The sequence below is a fragment of the Nocardia seriolae NBRC 15557 genome, assembly GCF_007990715.1.
GTDB lineage: Bacteria > Actinomycetota > Actinomycetes > Mycobacteriales > Mycobacteriaceae > Nocardia > Nocardia seriolae.
The window spans coordinates 1-16,603 of sequence record NZ_BJWY01000099.1 but is presented as its reverse complement, the minus strand read 5'-3'; the positions used below and the strand labels follow the sequence as shown (position 1 = coordinate 16,603).

Below are 16,603 nucleotides of genomic sequence, written 5' to 3'. Positions count from 1 at the left end.
GCGTGTTGAGCAGGCAAAATCGGTACATGATAACGAAATGGTAACAGTACCTAATGGGTGCTCGGTAGACTGGTTTCGCACTGGCACACTCGTGCCAGCCGTACCGGGCAGTACGAGGGAAGGGATGTGCCGTGAGTCAGGCCCCGATCGAGCCGATCACTTTGCGAGGCGCCGCCGGAAAGCTGGCCGGGTGGCGGGCCGAACCACCCGCGGGCGAACCGCGCGGCACGGTGCTGCTGGTACCGGGCTTCACCGGTTCCAAGGAGGACTTCGAAGCCCTGCTGCCGCTGCTGGCCGCCGCCGGATATCGCGCCTTCGCCTACGACCAGCGCGGGCAGTGGGAATCCGACGGCCCGGACGAGGTATCGGGTTACACCCTGGCCGATTTCGTCGGCGACCTGCAGGGCGTGGTGGATCAGATCTCCCCGGACGAGCCGATCCACCTGGTCGGGCACTCCTTCGGCGGCTACGTCTCCCGCATCGCGGTGGTCGAGCGGCCCGCCCGCTTCCGCAGCTTCACCCTGCTCGCCTCCGGCCCGTCCTCGGTGGAGGAGATCAACTTCCCGCCGCCGCTGCTGGTCGCGCAGATGGTGGAAGCCGGTGGGCAGGAGACCATCTGGCAGCAGATGAGCGCGGTCATGGCCCAGGCCGACCACGCGCCCGCGCCCGAGCGCATGGAGTTCCTGCACCGGCGCATCCTGGCCACCAAGAAGGCCAATATCATCGGCATCCTGACCGCCATGGCCGAGCCGCCGCTGAAAGATCCGGCGGCGCTGCGCGATTCCGGCGTCCCGCTGCTGGTCGCCTACGGCGACACCGATGACCTGTGGGCCCCGCAGGTGCACGAGAACTTCGCCAAGCAACTCAATGCCGGGACCGTCGTGTTCCACGGCTCGGGCCACGTGCCGAACGAGGATGTCCCCGACCAGGTTTCCGCCGCGCTGGTGAACTTCTGGAAGGAACACCCGTGACCGACCGCATCGACGACCTGCTCGCCAAGCTCGACCTGTCGGCCAAGATCCGCCTGGTCTCCGGCGCGAACTTCTTCCGCTTCGCCGGTGATCCGGACATCGGGCTGGCCGAAATGCCGGTCTCCGACGGCCCTTCGGGCGTGCGCGGCGAACAGTGGGACGAGCGCGACCCGTCGGTGAGCCTGCCGTCGGGCACCGCCCTGGCCGCCACCTGGGATCGCGACCTGCTCACCGAGATCGGCGCGCTCATCGCCGCCGAGGCCCGCCGCAAGGACGTCTACGCCGTCCTGGGCCCCACCATCAACCTGCACCGATCCCCGCTGGGCGGAAGGCATTTCGAATGCTTCTCCGAGGACCCGATGCTCACCGCGGAGATGGCCGACGCCTACGTGCGCGCGGTTCAGGCGCACGGCGTGAGCGCCTGCCCGAAGCACTACGTGGCCAACGATTCCGAGACCCAGCGCTTCACCGCCGATGTCATCGCCGACGACCGCACGCTGCGCGAGCTGTACCTGTACCCGTTCGAGCGTTCCGTCGAGGCGGGCGCGTGGATGGTCATGGCCGCCTACAACTCGGTCAACGGCGTCACCATGACCGAGAACGACCTGCTCGACGAGCCCCTGAAGGGCGAGTGGGGATTCGACGGCGTGGTGGTCTCGGACTGGACCGCGGTGCGCTCCACCGCCGGCGCGGCCAAGGGCAACGACCTGGCCATGCCCGGGCCGTGGGAGCTGTGGGGTGCGGCGCTCGAGGAAGCCGTCGGCAAGGGCGAAGTGCCCGAGGCGGCGATCGACGAAAAGGTGCGGCGCATCCTGCGATTCGCCGTCCGGGTCGGCGCGCTGGACGGCTCCCCGCAGCCGGTCCCGGCCTACCCCGACGCGGCCGCCCAGCGCCTGGTGCGCGCGGCCGCCGCCAAGGCCATGGTGCTCGCGAGCAATGACGGCACCCTGCCCCTGCGCGCGCCCGCCTCGGTGGCGCTGCTCGGATCCGCCGCCGCCGAACCGCGTTTCATGGGCGGCGGCAGCGCCACGGTGATTCCGGCGCACACCACCTCTCCGCTGCAAGGGTTGTCCGAGGTGCTGCCGGTGGTCCACACCCCCGGTGTGCACCTGAGCGAGAACATGATTCCGGTCCCGCTGGAGCTGGTCACCGACCCCGAGACCGGCACGCCGGGCCTGTCACTGCGCTACCTCGACGGCGACACCGTGCTCGACGCCGAACACCGCACCGCGGGCGGCCTGATGCTCTTCGGAAACCCGAATGCCATGCGGGCCAAGGTGATCGAACTGCGCGGCCGGTTGCGTGCCGACGCGGCCGGGGAGTGGCGCATCGGCTTCGCCGGTGTCGGGACCCTGAGCCTGAGCCTCGACGGCGAGCAGGTGCTCGAGGAGAACGTGGTGCCCGCGGGCGCGGATCCGGTCGAGATGCTGTTGAATCCGCCGCAGCGCTTCGTCACCCGGGAACTCGCCGCGGGGCAGGAGATCGACGTCCTGGTGCGCATGGCGCCCGGTGGCGGCTTCCCGGCCATGGGCATCACCTGCGCGATCGGCCGCCCGCGCCGTGCCGCCGACGAAGAGTTCGCGGCCGCGGTGGAATTGGCGCGCACCTCCGATGTGGCGGTCGTGGTGGTCGGCACCACCGAGCAGATCGAATCCGAGGGCTTCGACCGCACCTCGCTGTCGCTGCCCGGACGCCAGGACGAGCTGGTGGCCGCCGTGGCCGCGGTCAATCCGCGCACCGTCGTGGTGGTGAACTCCGGTGCCCCCGTGGAGATGCCGTGGCGCGAGGACGTCGCGGCGGTGCTGCTGGCCTGGTTCCCCGGGCAGGAGTTCGGCGCGGCTCTGGCCGATGTGCTCACCGGCGCGGCCGAACCCGGCGGCCGGTTGCCGACCACGTGGCCGAAGACCATGGCCGACGTGCCGGTCCTGGACACCGTGCCGGGCCCGGACAATGCCCTGCCCTATACCGAGGGCATTCACATCGGCTACCGGGCCTGGCTGAAATCCGGTGTGGCCCCGGCGTATCCGTTCGGTCACGGCCTCGGCTACACCAGCTGGGAGCTGTCGGACCTGGCGGTCACCGGTCGCGTCGCCGCCGTCACCGTCCGCAATACCGGCGACCGCCCCGGCCGCCAGGTGGTGCAGGCATACCTGTCGCGCGAGCACAGCGCCGTGGATCGGCCCGTGCGGTGGCTGGCCGGTTTCGCGGTGGTCGAAGCGGGCGCGGGTGAATCCGTCACCGCCACCATCGAATTGCCGAAACGCTCCTTCCAGCATTGGACCGAGCAGGGCTGGGCCGTCGAATCGGGTGCCTTCACGCTGCATATCGGGACCTCGGTGACCGCGCTTCCGCTCATCGCCGACATCGGCTGAATCACCGCCATGAACAAAGGACTCCGGTCGGCAACGGCCAGAGTCCTTTGCCGTCCGGGGCGGTGTGCTGTGCGGCTTTCTGACATTCAGTGCCGCAGATTCGCCTCCGCTATCGAATCGGCTGCTGACAGGACAAGATCAGGTATCATCCTTCGGCATTGAAAGAGGCTGCACAGCAACCTTTTTGCATTCTCGGTACTAGGGGGTATTCGGGCGAAGTCAGAACTCGTGACTTCAATGAAGCTGTCGAGGCGCAGGGGCCGTTCGTCGACACGGTGAGGGTGGCGACGGGAGAAGCGGTGGCCCGGCTGCGCCGTGCACCAAAGGAATCTAGAGTGTCCGAAAATTTCCCGGATCATCCCGCCGCTCTGTCCGCCACTCCGACCGATCTGTCCCTGTTGCTGCGTCCGTCCCCGCCCGGGGCGCCGACCGATGTGGTGCACCTGCACCCGCGCAACGGGTTTCTGCTGTGGGCCGACCTGCCACCGGTGCTCGTACTGGGCAGCTCCGGCGGCTCGGGCGCCACCACCACCGCCCTCGGCATCGCCGGTGCGGCGGCCTACGACTACGGCGAGCATTCCCCGATCGTGGTCGACGCCACCACCACCGGCGGCGACCTGGCCGCACGCGGCTGCGACACCATCGACGCCGCGGGCACGGTGCAGTCCTGGCTGAACATGACCCACCGCAGCCTGCCCTCCACGGTGATCGACAGCTGTGGCGAAAACAGCTCCGGCGTAGGCGTATTGCCGCGCGGCCCGGAAGCCCTGCCCCGCCGCGAGACCTATTCGTCGGTCCACCGCGACCTGGTCGAAGCGGGTTGCCTGCCGATCTACGACGGCGGCGCCCCGGTCACCAACCGCATGGTCGCACCCCTGCTGTCCGACTCCCGGATCTCCCTGGTGATCACCCTGGCCGCCCGCCCCGACGCCGTGAACCGCCTCAAGCCCGCCCTGATCTGGCTCGACGACAACGACAGCCAGTACCACTTGGCCGAGGCCGTCATCGTGGTCACCCGCCAGCACCCCAAGGACGGCCCGCTGGTGACCGAACACGTCCGCAGATACCTCGGCGATGTGGTGCGCGCGGTCGCCGAAATCCCTTACGACGCGCATCTCGGCCTGGGCGGCCCGGTGTCGTGGCGACGGCTCGCGCCGCCGACCCGCGCCGCCTACCGCCAGCTGGTCAACCTGCTGCGCTGAATACCGGAATCCGCTGTCAGAGCGCCATTTTGCCATTGTCGACGGTGTACACCGCGCCGTGCACCATGGCGGCCTCGGCCGAGCACAGGAAGGTGATGACATTGGCGACCTGGGCCGGGTCCATCAGGCCGCGGGCCGCGGCGGTCTTGAGAATCAGGGTGTAGTCCGGGTTTTCGGGGAAGGTGAAGTGCTCCAGCATCGGGGTGGTCATGCCGCCGGGGCAGACGGCGTTGATGCGGATGGGGCGGCCGTCGAATTCGAGGGCCATGGCGCGGGTGAGGCCGATGAGGCCGTGTTTGGCGGCGCAGTAACCGGCCGAATAGGCCTGGCCCTCGAGGCCCGCGATCGAGGCGACATTGACGATGCAGCCGTTGCGGTCGAGCAGGTGCGGCAGGGCGGCGCGGGAGAGGAAGAACGGGGCGCTCAGGTTGACGGCCAGGTCGTGCTGCCACTGGTCGTCGGTCACCTCGCCGGTGTGGCGCATGGTGTGCGCGCCCGCGGCATTGACCAGGATGTCGATGCCGCCGAAGCGGTCGGCGCATGCCCGCACCACCTCGGTGCAGGCCGCGGGGTCGGTGAGATCGGCTGCCAGCCAACCGGTTTCGGGCCCGTCGAGGGTGGCGCGCAGTTTCGCCTCGTCGCGCCCCGCGCCGAAGACCCGGGCCCCGCCCGCGCGCAGCGACCGCGCCACCGCCTGTCCCAGGCCGGAGGATGCCCCGGTCACCACGGCGACGCGGCCTTCGAATCGCCCGGCATCATTGCCCGCCATACCCGTCTCCATTCTTAGAACGGGTTCCAACTTAGCCCGATTCGGCTCCGGCGTCAGTCGACGCCGGAGCCGGGCGAATCTCACGCGACGGTCGCGGTCCGGATGACGATATTGCCGGTCGAGTTGCGGGCGATCACCTCGACGATGTCGTGCGCCTGCCCGGCCGGAGCCAGCTGGTTGGACACCGACCCGTTGGGGGGGCTCGACTCGAGCCGCACGCCGCTGGCCGGGTTGATGCCGACCTCGATCTCGCCGGTGGCGGTCTCGAGGCGCAGCACGCCGCGGGTGGCCTCGCCGATGTGGATGTCGCCCTTGGCGGTCTTGGCGGTCACCGAACCCTGCGGCCGCTCGACCAGGATGTCGCCCATCGACACCTCCAGCTCGCTCTCGCCCAGCGCGCCGCTGCCCACCAGCCGACCCAGCGCGGCGGTGGCGTGCAGCCGTGACCCGGTCGGCACCTGCACGGTCACCTCGATGGAGGAGCTGCTGCCGAAGGGGGAGTGGCTGCGCCAGCCCTTGGGGGTCTGCACGGTCAGCGCGCCGTCGGCGAAATCGACCCGGACCTGTTCGGCCGCACGGATATCGGCCTTCTTGGCGGCATCGCTGGGCTTGACCTCGACGACGGTGTCGGTGCGGTCGGAGGCGACGACGGTGACATTGCCGGCGGCGATGTCGATGGTCACGGCGATGGCCTCGGGGGTCTGGAAGGTGGTCATTGTGGTCTCCTCGGTGAGTGAGTCGTTCGATGTGAGAACCACTTTCACCGGACCCGCGGATACCGGGCTGACAGCGCACTGACGCGCCCGCTGACATCGCTGACGCGCCCCCCATACCCGCGCTCAGCCGGAGTTGCGCTCCAGCAGCAGGCTCAGGACCTGCGGATACGAATCCGGGAAATCCATCGGCACGATGCCGAAGTGGGCGGGCTGCCCGCGATGCGCGGTCAGATACGCGTCGACCTTCGGCATGATGGCGGCGGCATTGTCCTTGGGCCACGCGTCATCGGCGAAGCTGGTGAAATTGATGTACTGCAGGGTGTTCGAGGGATCGGTGGCCGCCTTGTCGAAGCAGTCGCGGACATAGCCGAACTTGTCACCGCCGGAGGACCCGAAATTGGAGGAGCCGGAATCCAATCCGGCCAGGCCGTGGTCCTTGTAGCGGTCCTGGAGGTAGAAGCGGTCAGTGGTGAAGACCCCGTTGTCGCCGCCCGGCCATTGCAGGCAGCCCAGCGAATTGGCGAACTGGGCGATGAGGATGATCCGCCCGCGCGCCTCGCCGAGCGTGGGAATCCGGTTCTCCAGGAAGAACAGTGGGCGATAGCCCTTGGTGTCGAGATACCCGTTGAAGATGCGCTCGAAGTTCGTGCCGACGTCGTTCTTGGTGCCGTCCTCCTTCTTCACCCGCATGATGATGACCTCGCCGGGATTGCGCGACAGGAAGGTCCGGCACTGGTCGAGCACGCCATCGAAGGTGATGCCCTGATAGAAGGCGCTGTGATAGATGCCGAAGGAATCGGCGGTGTGGTCCTGCAGACCGTTGCAGCGGATATCCAGGAAGCGGATGCCGTGCGCGAATTGATCGGGCAGCGACCAGTTCTGGGTGTGCGCCCATTCGGTGCCGTTGGCCGGATCGGTGCAGCAGGAGTCATGGGTGCCCGGAATGGTGAGCCGCAGCATCGAGGTGGCGTCGGGCAGCGCCGACATCCACGCCTGGGGCGGCGCGGCGACGGTGCGCGGGTGCGGAACCGCCCGGGCCGCGGGGCCGGTCAGGGCGGTGGCGGCCAGGCCGAGGGCGGCGGCCACGCCGGTGCGGGCGAAGTCTCTCCGGGTCAAGCTCATAGAGCGGGGAGCCTAACCTGGACGGAAGACCAAGATCGGTGGTTTGCCGGATTTGCCCGTCAGGCTTGCTCGCGGCTCACCGTGATCGTGGTCCAGCCGCCGACGTGGATGCGATCGCCGTCCCGCAGCGGGACAGCGGTTTTGGGCGGGATCGGGTCCGGGCTGTCATTGAGGCAGGTGCCGTTGGTGGAACCCAGATCGGTGACGGTCGCGCCGTCCGCGTCCAGGTGCAGGATGGCGTGCGAGCGCGACACCGCCACATCGGCGGGGGCGATCGACAGGTCGATATCGGGGTGCACGCCCTGCGAGACGCTGCGCTTGCCGATCAGGACATTGGGCCCCGCCAACAGGATTCGCCGATCGGGGTAGTAGTCGGGAAAGTCGACCCGGTTCAGATCGGGGCCCTTCTGCGCCCGCATGCGCGCGAAATACGCCGGATCGGCGGACACGGTGGCGATCCAGACCGGCGAGGCCACGCCGCCGTTGTTCACCACCGTCGGTGCGGGCTCGGCGGGGTTGAGCATGGTGGGAGCCGGTTCGCCGGGATTGACCACGGTCGGTGCCGGGTCGCCCGGATTCGGCATGGTCGGCGCGGGCTCGACGCGCCGCGCGAGCGGTGGCGGCGGCATTTCCGAATCGTGGCCGCAGTTCTCGCAGAATCGGCCCTCGAACGGCGCGCCGCAGTCCGGGCACACCGTGGTCTGCGGACCGGCCGCGGCGGACGGACCGCCGATCGGCGTACCGCAGACATCGCAGTAAGCGGTCGCGGTGGACGGGTGGCCCTCGGGGCAGTACGCCATCACGGCTCCTTGCGGACGCGGGCGGTCTTGGTCGAGCGCACGTCGAGTTCCATCTCCTCGTCGCGCTCCACCTTGTTGCGCAGGCGGATGGTGCCGGTCCGCTCGTCCACCACGTCGACCACGCGGAGCAGCAGCTTGGCGGTGTTCTCATTGCCGGACTCGGTGGCCAGGTGGTAGGCGCGCTGGAGTTTGGCGGTGGCCGTGGCGAAGTCGCCGTGCTTGCGGGCGGCCAGGCCCTCCTGCACGGTCTGGGCCAGCTCGGCCTGGCCGGTGTAGTGGGCGACCCGGCGGCTGATGCGTGCCGACTTATCGGTATCGGTGGTCCAGGTGGCCTTGACCAGACCCTGCCCGAGCACCTCGCCCGCGGCCAGCACGCTCACCCGCGCGGCCAGCTTCTCCCGATCCGGCGCGGCCGGTTCGACTTCCAGCTGAATGTGATAGTCGCGATCCTCCGCGCCCCACGAACCCAGCGAGTACTCGCCCACCTGCGGCCCGGTCTCGGCACGGCGCGCGGTGAAATCCTCGATGAAGGGCGAGACCTGCTTGATGAACACGATCTTCGCGCCCACCGGCGTCCAGACCCGCAGCGTCAGTTCGGGAATCGCCTTCTCCATGGAAGCCTGCATCATCCCGGCGAAGTCACCGGCGAGCTGATCGGCCGACTTCACGATGTCCACGGTGCCGTGCAGCGCGGAGGCGATGGCGCGCAACTCGTTCACCTCCCAATCCGCGCCGACACCGCGGCAGTCGCAGGTGAACAGGCCCTCCGAGGCCCGGATCTCGCGGGCCAGCTGCTCGGGCTTCTCGTGCTCGTTCTTGCCGTCGGTGAGCAGGATGGCGTGCACCATCGCCCCCGGATGCTGTTGCGCGATCAGCCGCGACAGACCCAGCCAGGTGCCCATCGCGGTGCCGCCGTGCGGGACCAGCTTGTCCAGCGCACGGCGGGCATCGGCCCGCGCGGAGCAGCCGGCCACGGCCGAGGGCCCCTGGCGCGGATACACCACCTGTGCCTTGTCGGTGCCCTCGACGATGGCGAAGCGGGTGCCGTCGGGCATGACGTCCAGCGCGGCCAGGGTGGCCTGGCGCGCGCCCGCGAATTTGCCCGCGCCGCCCATGGATCCGGAGGTGTCGATGATCAGGATCTCGAGCCGCTCCGGCGGCGGCGCGGCGACCATGAGCTCGTCGGTGGCCTCGACGCTGACGATGGCGTCGACCGTGCGCGCGCCCTCGGCGAGGAATTCGTTCTGGTCGACGGTGACCGAGAGACCTTTGTTCTCAGCGGAAGTCACAGTGTGTCTCCTGTGGGTACTCGGGACGGGACAGGTACGAGGGCGACGGTGATGTTGTCCTTGCCGCCCGCCCCCCGGGCGTGCTCCACCAGGGCCCGCGCCGCGGGCAGGGCGGGCAGCGTGCCGGTGAAGCGGGACAGGGCGGCCGCCTCCGGGAGGTAGTTCCACAGCCCGTCGGTGCACAGCAGCAGCACGCCGGGCTCGGAAGTATGCAGGGTCCGAACGCAATTGGCGGACCACTGGTGTTCGCTGTCGGCCCCCAGCCAGCGGGTGAGCACGTGGGCGTGCGGGCCGTCCATGGCGGTGGCGGCGTCGAGCAGGCCGTTGTCGACCATGGCCTGGGCCAGGGAGTCGTCCACGGTGAGGCGGTCGGAATCCGTGCCGCGCAGCCAATAGGCCCGGCTGTCACCGACATTCGCGACGGTGATGTCGGCGCCGCCGTCGGGGTCGAACCGCACGATGGCCGAAACATAGGTGCAGGACGGGGATTTGCCCTCGGGTGAGCCCACCGCCTTGACCGCGGCGGCGGCCGCGGTGAGCCCGGCCATCACGGCGTCGTGGGCGGAACGGTCGGCGGCGAGGGCGGCCAGGCTGGCGTCCAGGCCCGCGCGCACCGCCGCGCCCGAGGCGGCCTGCGGATCCTCGGAGGTCGAAACCCCGTCGCACACAGCGATCACCGCGGCGGCCGGACGATCGGGCACCGCGCCGTCGAGCACCGCCGCGGCGACGGCGTCCTCGTTGCGGGCGTGCAGCAGCCCGCGGTCGGTGATCAGGCAGGCGGTGCCCAGGTCGGCCTCGAAGCGATCGCGCTCGGGGCCGAGCTCACCGCAGGTGGAGCAGTAGCCGTCCGGGTCGAATTCGCTGCTGCCGCAACCGCCGCAGTCGGGCGCGGGACCGGATTCGAAGGTGGCCGTGGTGCCGGTGACGGGATCCAGCCGGGCGCTGCGGGCGGCCTCGGCCACCGGCACGGTCGAGCCGGAGCCGGGCCGGAACTCGATGGGCGGCAGCGCGATCAGGCGGATGCCGAGTTTGCTGCCGCAGGCCTCGCAGAAGCGGTCGGTGTCGGCGGCGAAGGTGCCGCACCGGGGGCAGCGGGCCGTCACAGCAGCGTCCTCGGGCGTACGGCATTGGCCTGCTCCACCAGGGCGATGCGTTCCCACATGTCCTCGGTCTCGCGCGCCAGGTCGCGATAACAGCGTTCCAAACCGGTGCGCACCCCTTGTTGATCGAGCGCCACCCCCAGCAGCGGGAAGTGGTCGGCGGGCACTCTGCCCAGGTCCAGCCAGCGCAGGGCCGCGTCCAGGACCCGCATCCGCGCCTGCGCGGCCCGGCGTTTCGAGTCCAGGGTGAGACCGGCGATGCGCTTGCCCGCCTCCCGGACCAGCTGTTCGGTGAGCTGATCGGAATCTTTCACGGCCAGCAGGGCTTCCACCGCGGTGACCCCGGCCTCGGTGTGCACGGCGGACGCGGCGTCGACCTCGTCGAGGATCTCAACCGCGCCGGCTCGGTCATCCACCGCGCGGCGCACCCGCGCCGCGCCGAAGGCCGCGCTGGCGAAGGAACGGTCCGTGCGCCAGACCATGTCGTAGTAGCGGGCGGCGCGATCACGCGCCGGGCCCGGGGCGATCCTGTTCACGACTCCCGGGCTGTTCCCTGCTCCGGACGCCGAACCATTGCCGTTCGCGGGCGCGGATCGGGGGCCGTTGGCCATGGCGTTCGCGGCGTGGACGTCGGCGGCCGGGGGTTGCGGGTCACCGCCGGCCGAGGTAGCGGGTACTCGGGTGCCCGCGGCCATGAGTTCGGCGGTCACGGCCAGGGCCAGTTTCGGGGCGGCCTCGCCGGGCAGGGCGCTGTAGAGGGCGTCGAATTCGGCCGCGGCGGCGGGCCAATCGCGTTGCAGCAGGCGGGCCTGGCCGGTGAACCAGGTCAGGCGCCAGTCGCCGATCAGGGTGTCGCCGACCTCGTCGAGGCGGCGCAGGGCGTCGTCGGGGTCGCCGAATTCCAGTGCGGCGCGGATCAATCGGAGTGGGATCTCGACCGACTCCTCGCGGCCGGTGACCACCGCGGCCAGGCCCGCGGTGATCTCGCGTTCCAGGTCCTCGGGGGTGACGGCGCTGGTGGTGGCCAGCAGGGCCGCGCCGCTGTCGGCCGGATCGACCAGGGGGACCGGGAGGGCCGCGATGATGGCTCGGGGGTCGCCGGGAACCTGGTCGCCGACACCGAAGACCGCGCGCGGCGGGCCGAAGCGGGTGGACAGGCCGGGGCGGGGTCGGCCGTCCTCGCCGGCCAGCACCTCGCGCAGGATGCCGGTGAGCTGATCGCTCATCTCGGTCATGGAGGTGAAGCGGGCATCGGGGTCGATGTCGGTGGCGCGCAGCAGGAATCGGTACAGCGACTCGTGCCGCGCCAGCAGCGGTTCGGTGTCCGGGCCGGGCAGCGGGCCGAGTTCGTGGTTGACCGGCGGGATCCGCATGATCAGCGCGGCCAGCGTGCGGCCGACCGTGTAGACCTCGGTGGCGACCGTGGGGCCGGTATGGGCGATCTCCTTGGCCTGGTATCCCGGTGTGCCGTAGATGGTTTCGGCCTGATCGTGCAGCCTGATGACCGCGCCGAGGTCGATGAGCTTGAGTTGCTCCTCGGTCTGCATGACGTTGTCGGGCTTGAAATCGCAGTAGGCCAGGCCGCGTTCGTGCAGGTACTCCAGGGCGGGCAGCATCTCCAGGATGTAGGCGATGGCGCGCGCGGGCGGCAGGTAGCCCTGATCGGCGGTGCGCTGTTCGCGCAGCAGCTGTTTGAGCGACTTGCCGCCGACGTACTCCATGACGATGTAGCCGACGGGCTTGCCGTCCGGGCCGGTGTCCTCGGCGAAGTTGTAGATCCGCACGATATTCGGGTGATCCACCTGGGCCAGGAAGCGCTTCTCGGCCACGGCGGCGCGCATGGCGTCCAGGTCGCCGGTATTGAGCAGGCCCTTGAGCACCACCGGGCGGTCGTCGACCTTGTGATCGACGGCCAGGTAGATCCAGCCCAGGCCGCCGTGGGCGAGCGGGCCGAGCACCTCGTACTGGCCGCCCACCACATCGGTGCGGGAGAGCTTGGGGGTGAAGGAGAATCGGGTGCCGCAGTGGGCGCAGAAGCCCTCGGGACGGCCGGGCTGGCCATTGCGGCTGCGGCCGACGGGGCGGCCGCATTTGCCGCAATCGCGGTGGTGCTCGGGCACTTCGGGGTTGGTGAGGACGGCCTCGGCCGGGTCGCGGCGGGGGACCGAAGGCACCTTGACCATGCCCGCGCCCAGGCGGCCGCGGCTGCCGCCGGTGGATCCCGACCGTCCGGTGCGGACCGACCGGCCGCTCCTGGATGCGCGGCTGCTTGGAGACGAACCGCTGCCCAGCGTTGCTCCGGTGCTCGAGGATGTCGGGTGTCCGGTGTCGCGGGCGGTGGTGGCCATGGCCGACGCGGGTGCGGGAGCGCTGCCGCAGACATCGCAGTAGCCATCGACAATCGTTCCGGTGCAACCGGGTTCGGTGCAACGGTCGGAAGCCGGTCCAGCGGACGAGGCCGCACCCCCGGAGAGAGTCGAGCCGCCGGATCCGGCCGAACCTCCGGTCACGGATGCGGCCGCGGGGGCGGGATTGGCTGCCACGGCCGGGGCGGTGCCGCACACGGTGCAGTACCCGTCCTCGATGGTCCCGGTGCAGCCGGGCTCGGTGCAGTTCATGATCGCCTCCCCGTTTTCTGCGTGATGAGCTGGCGGTAGTCGGTGATGGCGCGGGTGACCGCGCCCAGATCGCAGGGTCTGCGGTCGAGCAGGCCCGCGGCAATGCGGCTGGCGGCCAGCACATCCTGGTCCTCGCCGACGCCCAGGCGGGCGGCCTTGGCACGATAGGAGGTGAAGCGGCCCTTGAGTTCGACGCGGCGGTCGAGCAGGCCCTGGGCCAGCCGCTCGTTGCGGTCGGCCGCTTCCAGGGCCGATTCCAGGCGGTGGCGCAGGTCCCACAGAGCGGTCGGCTCGGGCGGATTGGCTTCCAGGGTGGTCAGTTCCGCGCCGTAGACGGCACTGTCGTCGGGATGGCGCGGCAGCGGCGCGGCCAGGATGGTGCGTTCCACCTCGACCCGGGCGTGGTCGGCGCGTTCGTAGGTCTTGCGCAGCGCCTCGACGCGGGAGCGCGCGCGTTCGACCGCGCCGTCCCAATCGGCCGACATGGCCCGCAGTTCGGTCAGGACCGTGGTGGCCTCGCGCATGCGCCGGGCCAGCTCGCCCAGCCGCCGGTCGAGGACCTCGGCGGCCAATGCGAGGGGATCGGTGGCGACGTCGGTGGCCAGGGCGTCGATATCGTCGGTGAGCGAACGCAATTCGGGCAGTGTGCCGCCGAGCCGATCCAATTCCGTCAGCAGCGGCGCGATATCGGACATGACCCGGTTGTTCACCGTCTCCACGGCGTCGAGCACGGTGACCACGGTCGGGAACGCCGCGCGCATGCGGTCCAGCATCTCGGTGATGCCGATCAGCTCCACCTGCTCGCGCGGTCCGCTCAGCGAGCGCTGCGACATCGGAATGGTGTGGCGCGCCACCTCGATGGGCTGTCCGCGCAGCAGCCGGGTCAGCTCCTCGCGGTCGAAGGCGTCCAGCCGCCGCCGCGCACGGGCGGCCTTGGCCCGATCCAATACCGTGCCCAGTCGCCCGAAGTCCTCCCACATCGATTCCAGCGCGGCGCGCGCCGGAGCCCAGCGCGCCTCGGTGACGCCGGTGGGCGGGAACCGGCGCAGCAGCACCAGCCCCGGATGTTTGTCCAATTCGACCAGGGTCGCGGCGATGGTCTCGATTTCGCGTGCCCGCTCGGCGATTTCGCGGTCTATTTCGGCGACGCTGAGAATGTGCCCGGGATTCTCGTGCATGGTCGGCTCAATCGCTGTACCGGGCAGCCGGGGGACCGTTGGACGGGCCGAGCACGCTCAGGCGCTGGTTGTAGAGCCGCTGCCAGGTGCCGTCGGCGCGGACCCGCTCCAGCACGCCGTTCACGAAACGCACGAGATCGGTCTTGTCCTGCTGGATTCCGATGGCGTACACGTCCGAGGCCATAGGGTCGCCGACCACCTCGAGATTGTGGTCCTGGATCTCGAGCCCGTACAGCAGCGGCAGGTCGGTGCTGGCGGCGTCGACCTCGCCCCGCTGCAGCGCGGTCAGGCAGTCGCCCCAGTTCTGGATGCCGATCACGATGGGGCGCTTCGGTAGTGCGAACACCGCGTCCAGCGTGGTCGAGTTGGGGATGCCGCAAACCTTTTTGCCGCCCAGGTCGGCGGCCGAATGGATGCCCGAGCCCTTGGTGACCAGCACCCGCTGATCGGTCTCGAAGTACACCGAGGAGAACTGGACGTCCTTGCGGCGCGAGCAGGTCGGGGTGAAGTTCTGGACGACCACGTCGACGTCGCGGTTCTTCAGCGCCGTGGCCCGGTTCGCGGAATCGATGGGGTACAACGCGACTCGGTCCGGGTCGCCGAACAGGTCGCGGGCGATCTCGTGAGCGATATCGATGTCGAAGCCCTCGATCTCGCTGGTGTCCGGATTGCGGAAGCCGAAGAGGAACTGGTTCTGGTCCACGCCGACCTTGATCCTGCCGCTGGCGACGATGGCCGCCATGGTCGATCCGGCCGGCATGGCGCCGGGCTGCGGCCGCGCACCCGGGCGCAGGCTCGCGGCCGGGTCGCCACAGGATTTGTCGGCGCGCTGATTGGGCGCGGTGGTGATGATGGTCGCGCCGACCGGCAGCCGGTCCTTGCTGGGCAACTGGAAGGGGGCGGCGTCCGGCGTCGAGCCGCACGCGGCCGCCAGCAGCGTCACGGCTCCCAGCAGTGCCGTCCGAATCCGCGTCCTCACAGGAACTCCTTCAACCGCGGCCAGACCCCGACCACGATCGCGGCCGCCGCGGCGACCAGCAGCGCCAGCGTGCCGATCGGGCTCAGGGTGAGGGCATTTCCTGCCGTATTCACATCGTCGCGCACCTGCTGGCGTGTCCGCTCGAGTTCGGTCTTCAGGGCATTGTCGAGAGCGGTGAACTGGGCCGCCGAACCGGAGGCGTCGCCCTTGATCGACAGGTCGACGGCCCCGCGATAGTTGTTGCTCCGATAGGCGGCGACCTCGTGCCTGTGGCCGTTCTGCCAGCCCGAGAAGGCCGTAGCGGCGGGCGAATCGGTGCTCAGCAGCCCGGCCAGGTCCGACCGGAGTTGATTGCTGCTCGCGGTGAAGCGCGTCTCGCTCCCCTCGAGGTTGCCGCGGGTGATGAGCTGCAGGGTCTCCTCGGTGCGGGCCTGCTGGGCGAGAATACGGGCCTGCGCGAGCTTTTCGAAGCGGGCGGTGGACCCGGTGTCGATGGCGGCGGAGGCGACGATGGTGGTGGCGAAGATCCACAGCAGCGCCAGCACGGTCAGTCCGGCCGCGCTCACCATGCCCGCGTTGACCCAGCGGTTGGTGCGCCGCAGCAGGATCCAGGAGCCCGCGCCGCAGGCGACGAGCAGACCGGCCAGCAGGCCCGTGGTCCACAGCGGCAGGCCGGTGATGGCGTCCTGATCGGCGTGCAGCTGATTCAGGCGGATCTTCTGGAGCTCGGCGGCGTTCTTCAGGATCGAGCCCTGCATGAGCCCCGACGCCTGCCGCAGATAGGCGGAGCCGACCGGGAGGCCCTGGCGGTTGTTGGCCCGCGCCGCCTCGACATAGCCGGTGTAGCTGGGCAATTCGGCCGAGATCTTGGCGCGCAGGTTCCGGGTCTCCAGGTCCGAGGCGCCCGTCGTCGCCTCCGCGAGCGCGGCGGCGGCGTCGGTGAGCGCGTCCTCGTAGCGGGCCCGCACCTCGGGCGATTCGACACCGCCGGACAGGTAGGCGGTGGAGGCGGCCGCGTCGGCGGTGGACAGCGCCACGTACAGCCGTTGCGCGGCATTGGCGAGTGGTTCGGTGTGCGCCAGCACGGTGTCGTGGCGCGAGATCCTGGCGCTCTGGGCGTTCGCGGACACCAGTCCGGCGATCAGAGCGAACAGTGCGAGGGCAGCGCCCACCGCACCGATGACGCCGGGCGCTGTGCGCGCGAAGCGTCGCGTCCACTGCGCGGCGTTGCGCATGGTCGCCGGAAGACGACTCCTCAACTCCGTTTCCCCCGTTTCGAACCGGCCGGTGCTCCCCGTGCCCAGATCGTACGGGAGGGACCGCACCCTGTCGATCGAGTTCCAACTGGTCGGAATTTATTGGGGATCCGTTCATTCCGAATGCACGTGCATTCGTGACCCGACCGCGAAATCCAGATTTAACGGCGCGTAATCGCCGGGAAACGTTACGGCACAACACTTGGTTCACCCAATGTGACGCTAGTGTCG

13 protein-coding genes are annotated in these 16,603 nt (G+C 69.9%); 3 read left to right on the top strand and 10 right to left on the bottom strand.

The features are described 5' to 3' along the window. The first annotated feature begins 131 nt into the window (after positions 1 to 131). The 3 genes from NS2_RS25700 to NS2_RS25690 all read left to right on the top strand — a co-directional run bounded on the left by NS2_RS25700 (position 132) and on the right by NS2_RS25690 (position 4,545). Positions 132 to 971, top strand: a complete 840-nt coding sequence (locus NS2_RS25700) for an alpha/beta fold hydrolase (protein WP_052086819.1) — start codon at positions 132 to 134, stop codon at positions 969 to 971. Further along, positions 968 to 3,343: a beta-glucosidase gene (locus NS2_RS25695; protein WP_045438889.1), complete on the top strand. Its 2,376-nt coding sequence runs from the start codon at positions 968 to 970 to the stop codon at positions 3,341 to 3,343. The genes NS2_RS25700 and NS2_RS25695 overlap by 4 nt, the downstream gene beginning before the upstream one ends. Positions 3,344 to 3,678: 335 nt before the next feature. After that, on the top strand, positions 3,679 to 4,545 hold the full coding sequence (locus tag NS2_RS25690; RefSeq protein ID WP_052086820.1) for a MinD/ParA family ATP-binding protein: 867 nt from the start codon (positions 3,679 to 3,681) through the stop codon (positions 4,543 to 4,545). A 16-nt stretch (positions 4,546 to 4,561) separates the two neighbouring features. Here NS2_RS25690 and NS2_RS25685 read toward each other — a convergent pair whose 3' ends face one another. The 10 genes from NS2_RS25685 to NS2_RS25640 all read right to left on the bottom strand — a co-directional run bounded on the left by NS2_RS25685 (position 4,562) and on the right by NS2_RS25640 (position 16,375). Continuing rightward, on the bottom strand, positions 4,562 to 5,314 hold the full coding sequence (locus NS2_RS25685) for an SDR family NAD(P)-dependent oxidoreductase (RefSeq protein WP_033089948.1): 753 nt from the start codon (positions 5,312 to 5,314) through the stop codon (positions 4,562 to 4,564). A gap of 80 nt (positions 5,315 to 5,394) precedes the next feature. Further along, entirely contained in the window at positions 5,395 to 6,030 is a 636-nt protein-coding gene (locus NS2_RS25680) for a DUF4097 family beta strand repeat-containing protein (protein ID WP_033089935.1), read from the bottom strand. 123 nt (positions 6,031 to 6,153) lie between these two features. Next, on the bottom strand, positions 6,154 to 7,152 hold the full coding sequence (locus NS2_RS25675; RefSeq protein ID WP_052086821.1) for a phosphatidylinositol-specific phospholipase C: 999 nt from the start codon (positions 7,150 to 7,152) through the stop codon (positions 6,154 to 6,156). 59 nt (positions 7,153 to 7,211) lie between these two features. Further along, positions 7,212 to 7,952, bottom strand: a complete 741-nt coding sequence (locus NS2_RS25670) for a double zinc ribbon and FHA domain-containing protein (RefSeq protein ID WP_033089936.1) — start codon at positions 7,950 to 7,952, stop codon at positions 7,212 to 7,214. Beyond that, positions 7,952 to 9,241, bottom strand: a complete 1,290-nt coding sequence (locus NS2_RS25665) for a vWA domain-containing protein (protein ID WP_033089937.1) — start codon at positions 9,239 to 9,241, stop codon at positions 7,952 to 7,954. Before NS2_RS25665 ends, NS2_RS25670 begins: the two co-directional genes overlap by 1 nt. Next, positions 9,238 to 10,344 carry a PP2C family protein-serine/threonine phosphatase gene (locus tag NS2_RS25660; RefSeq protein WP_033089938.1) on the bottom strand — a complete coding sequence of 369 codons (1,107 nt, stop codon included), beginning with the start codon at positions 10,342 to 10,344 and terminating at the stop codon, positions 9,238 to 9,240. Before NS2_RS25660 ends, NS2_RS25665 begins: the two co-directional genes overlap by 4 nt. Beyond that, on the bottom strand, positions 10,341 to 12,959 hold the full coding sequence (locus NS2_RS25655) for a serine/threonine-protein kinase (RefSeq protein ID WP_228102844.1): 2,619 nt from the start codon (positions 12,957 to 12,959) through the stop codon (positions 10,341 to 10,343). The genes NS2_RS25660 and NS2_RS25655 overlap by 4 nt, the downstream gene beginning before the upstream one ends. Beyond that, positions 12,956 to 14,137 carry a hypothetical protein gene (locus tag NS2_RS25650; RefSeq protein WP_033089939.1) on the bottom strand — a complete coding sequence of 394 codons (1,182 nt, stop codon included), beginning with the start codon at positions 14,135 to 14,137 and terminating at the stop codon, positions 12,956 to 12,958. Before NS2_RS25650 ends, NS2_RS25655 begins: the two co-directional genes overlap by 4 nt. Positions 14,138 to 14,144: 7 nt before the next feature. After that, positions 14,145 to 15,116 (bottom strand): glutamate ABC transporter substrate-binding protein, encoded by a 972-nt coding sequence (locus NS2_RS25645; RefSeq protein ID WP_033089940.1) that lies wholly within the window; start codon positions 15,114 to 15,116, stop codon positions 14,145 to 14,147. After that, complete coding sequence (locus NS2_RS25640; RefSeq protein ID WP_228102843.1) at positions 15,113 to 16,375, bottom strand: GlnX family signal transduction membrane protein; 1,263 nt, start codon at positions 16,373 to 16,375, stop codon at positions 15,113 to 15,115. Before NS2_RS25640 ends, NS2_RS25645 begins: the two co-directional genes overlap by 4 nt. Between the last annotated feature and the right edge of the window lie 228 nt (positions 16,376 to 16,603).

Coding starts and splice junctions, on each gene's coding strand:
- NS2_RS25685 (WP_033089948.1), bottom strand. CDS start 5,314: ATGGCGGGCAATGATGCCGGGCGATTCGAAGGCCGCGTCGCCGTGGTG.
- NS2_RS25680 (WP_033089935.1), bottom strand. CDS start 6,030: ATGACCACCTTCCAGACCCCCGAGGCCATCGCCGTGACCATCGACATC.
- NS2_RS25675 (WP_052086821.1), bottom strand. CDS start 7,152: ATGAGCTTGACCCGGAGAGACTTCGCCCGCACCGGCGTGGCCGCCGCC.
- NS2_RS25670 (WP_033089936.1), bottom strand. CDS start 7,952: ATGGCGTACTGCCCCGAGGGCCACCCGTCCACCGCGACCGCTTACTGC.
- NS2_RS25655 (WP_228102844.1), bottom strand. CDS start 12,959: ATGAACTGCACCGAGCCCGGCTGCACCGGGACCATCGAGGACGGGTAC.
- NS2_RS25650 (WP_033089939.1), bottom strand. CDS start 14,137: ATGCACGAGAATCCCGGGCACATTCTCAGCGTCGCCGAAATAGACCGC.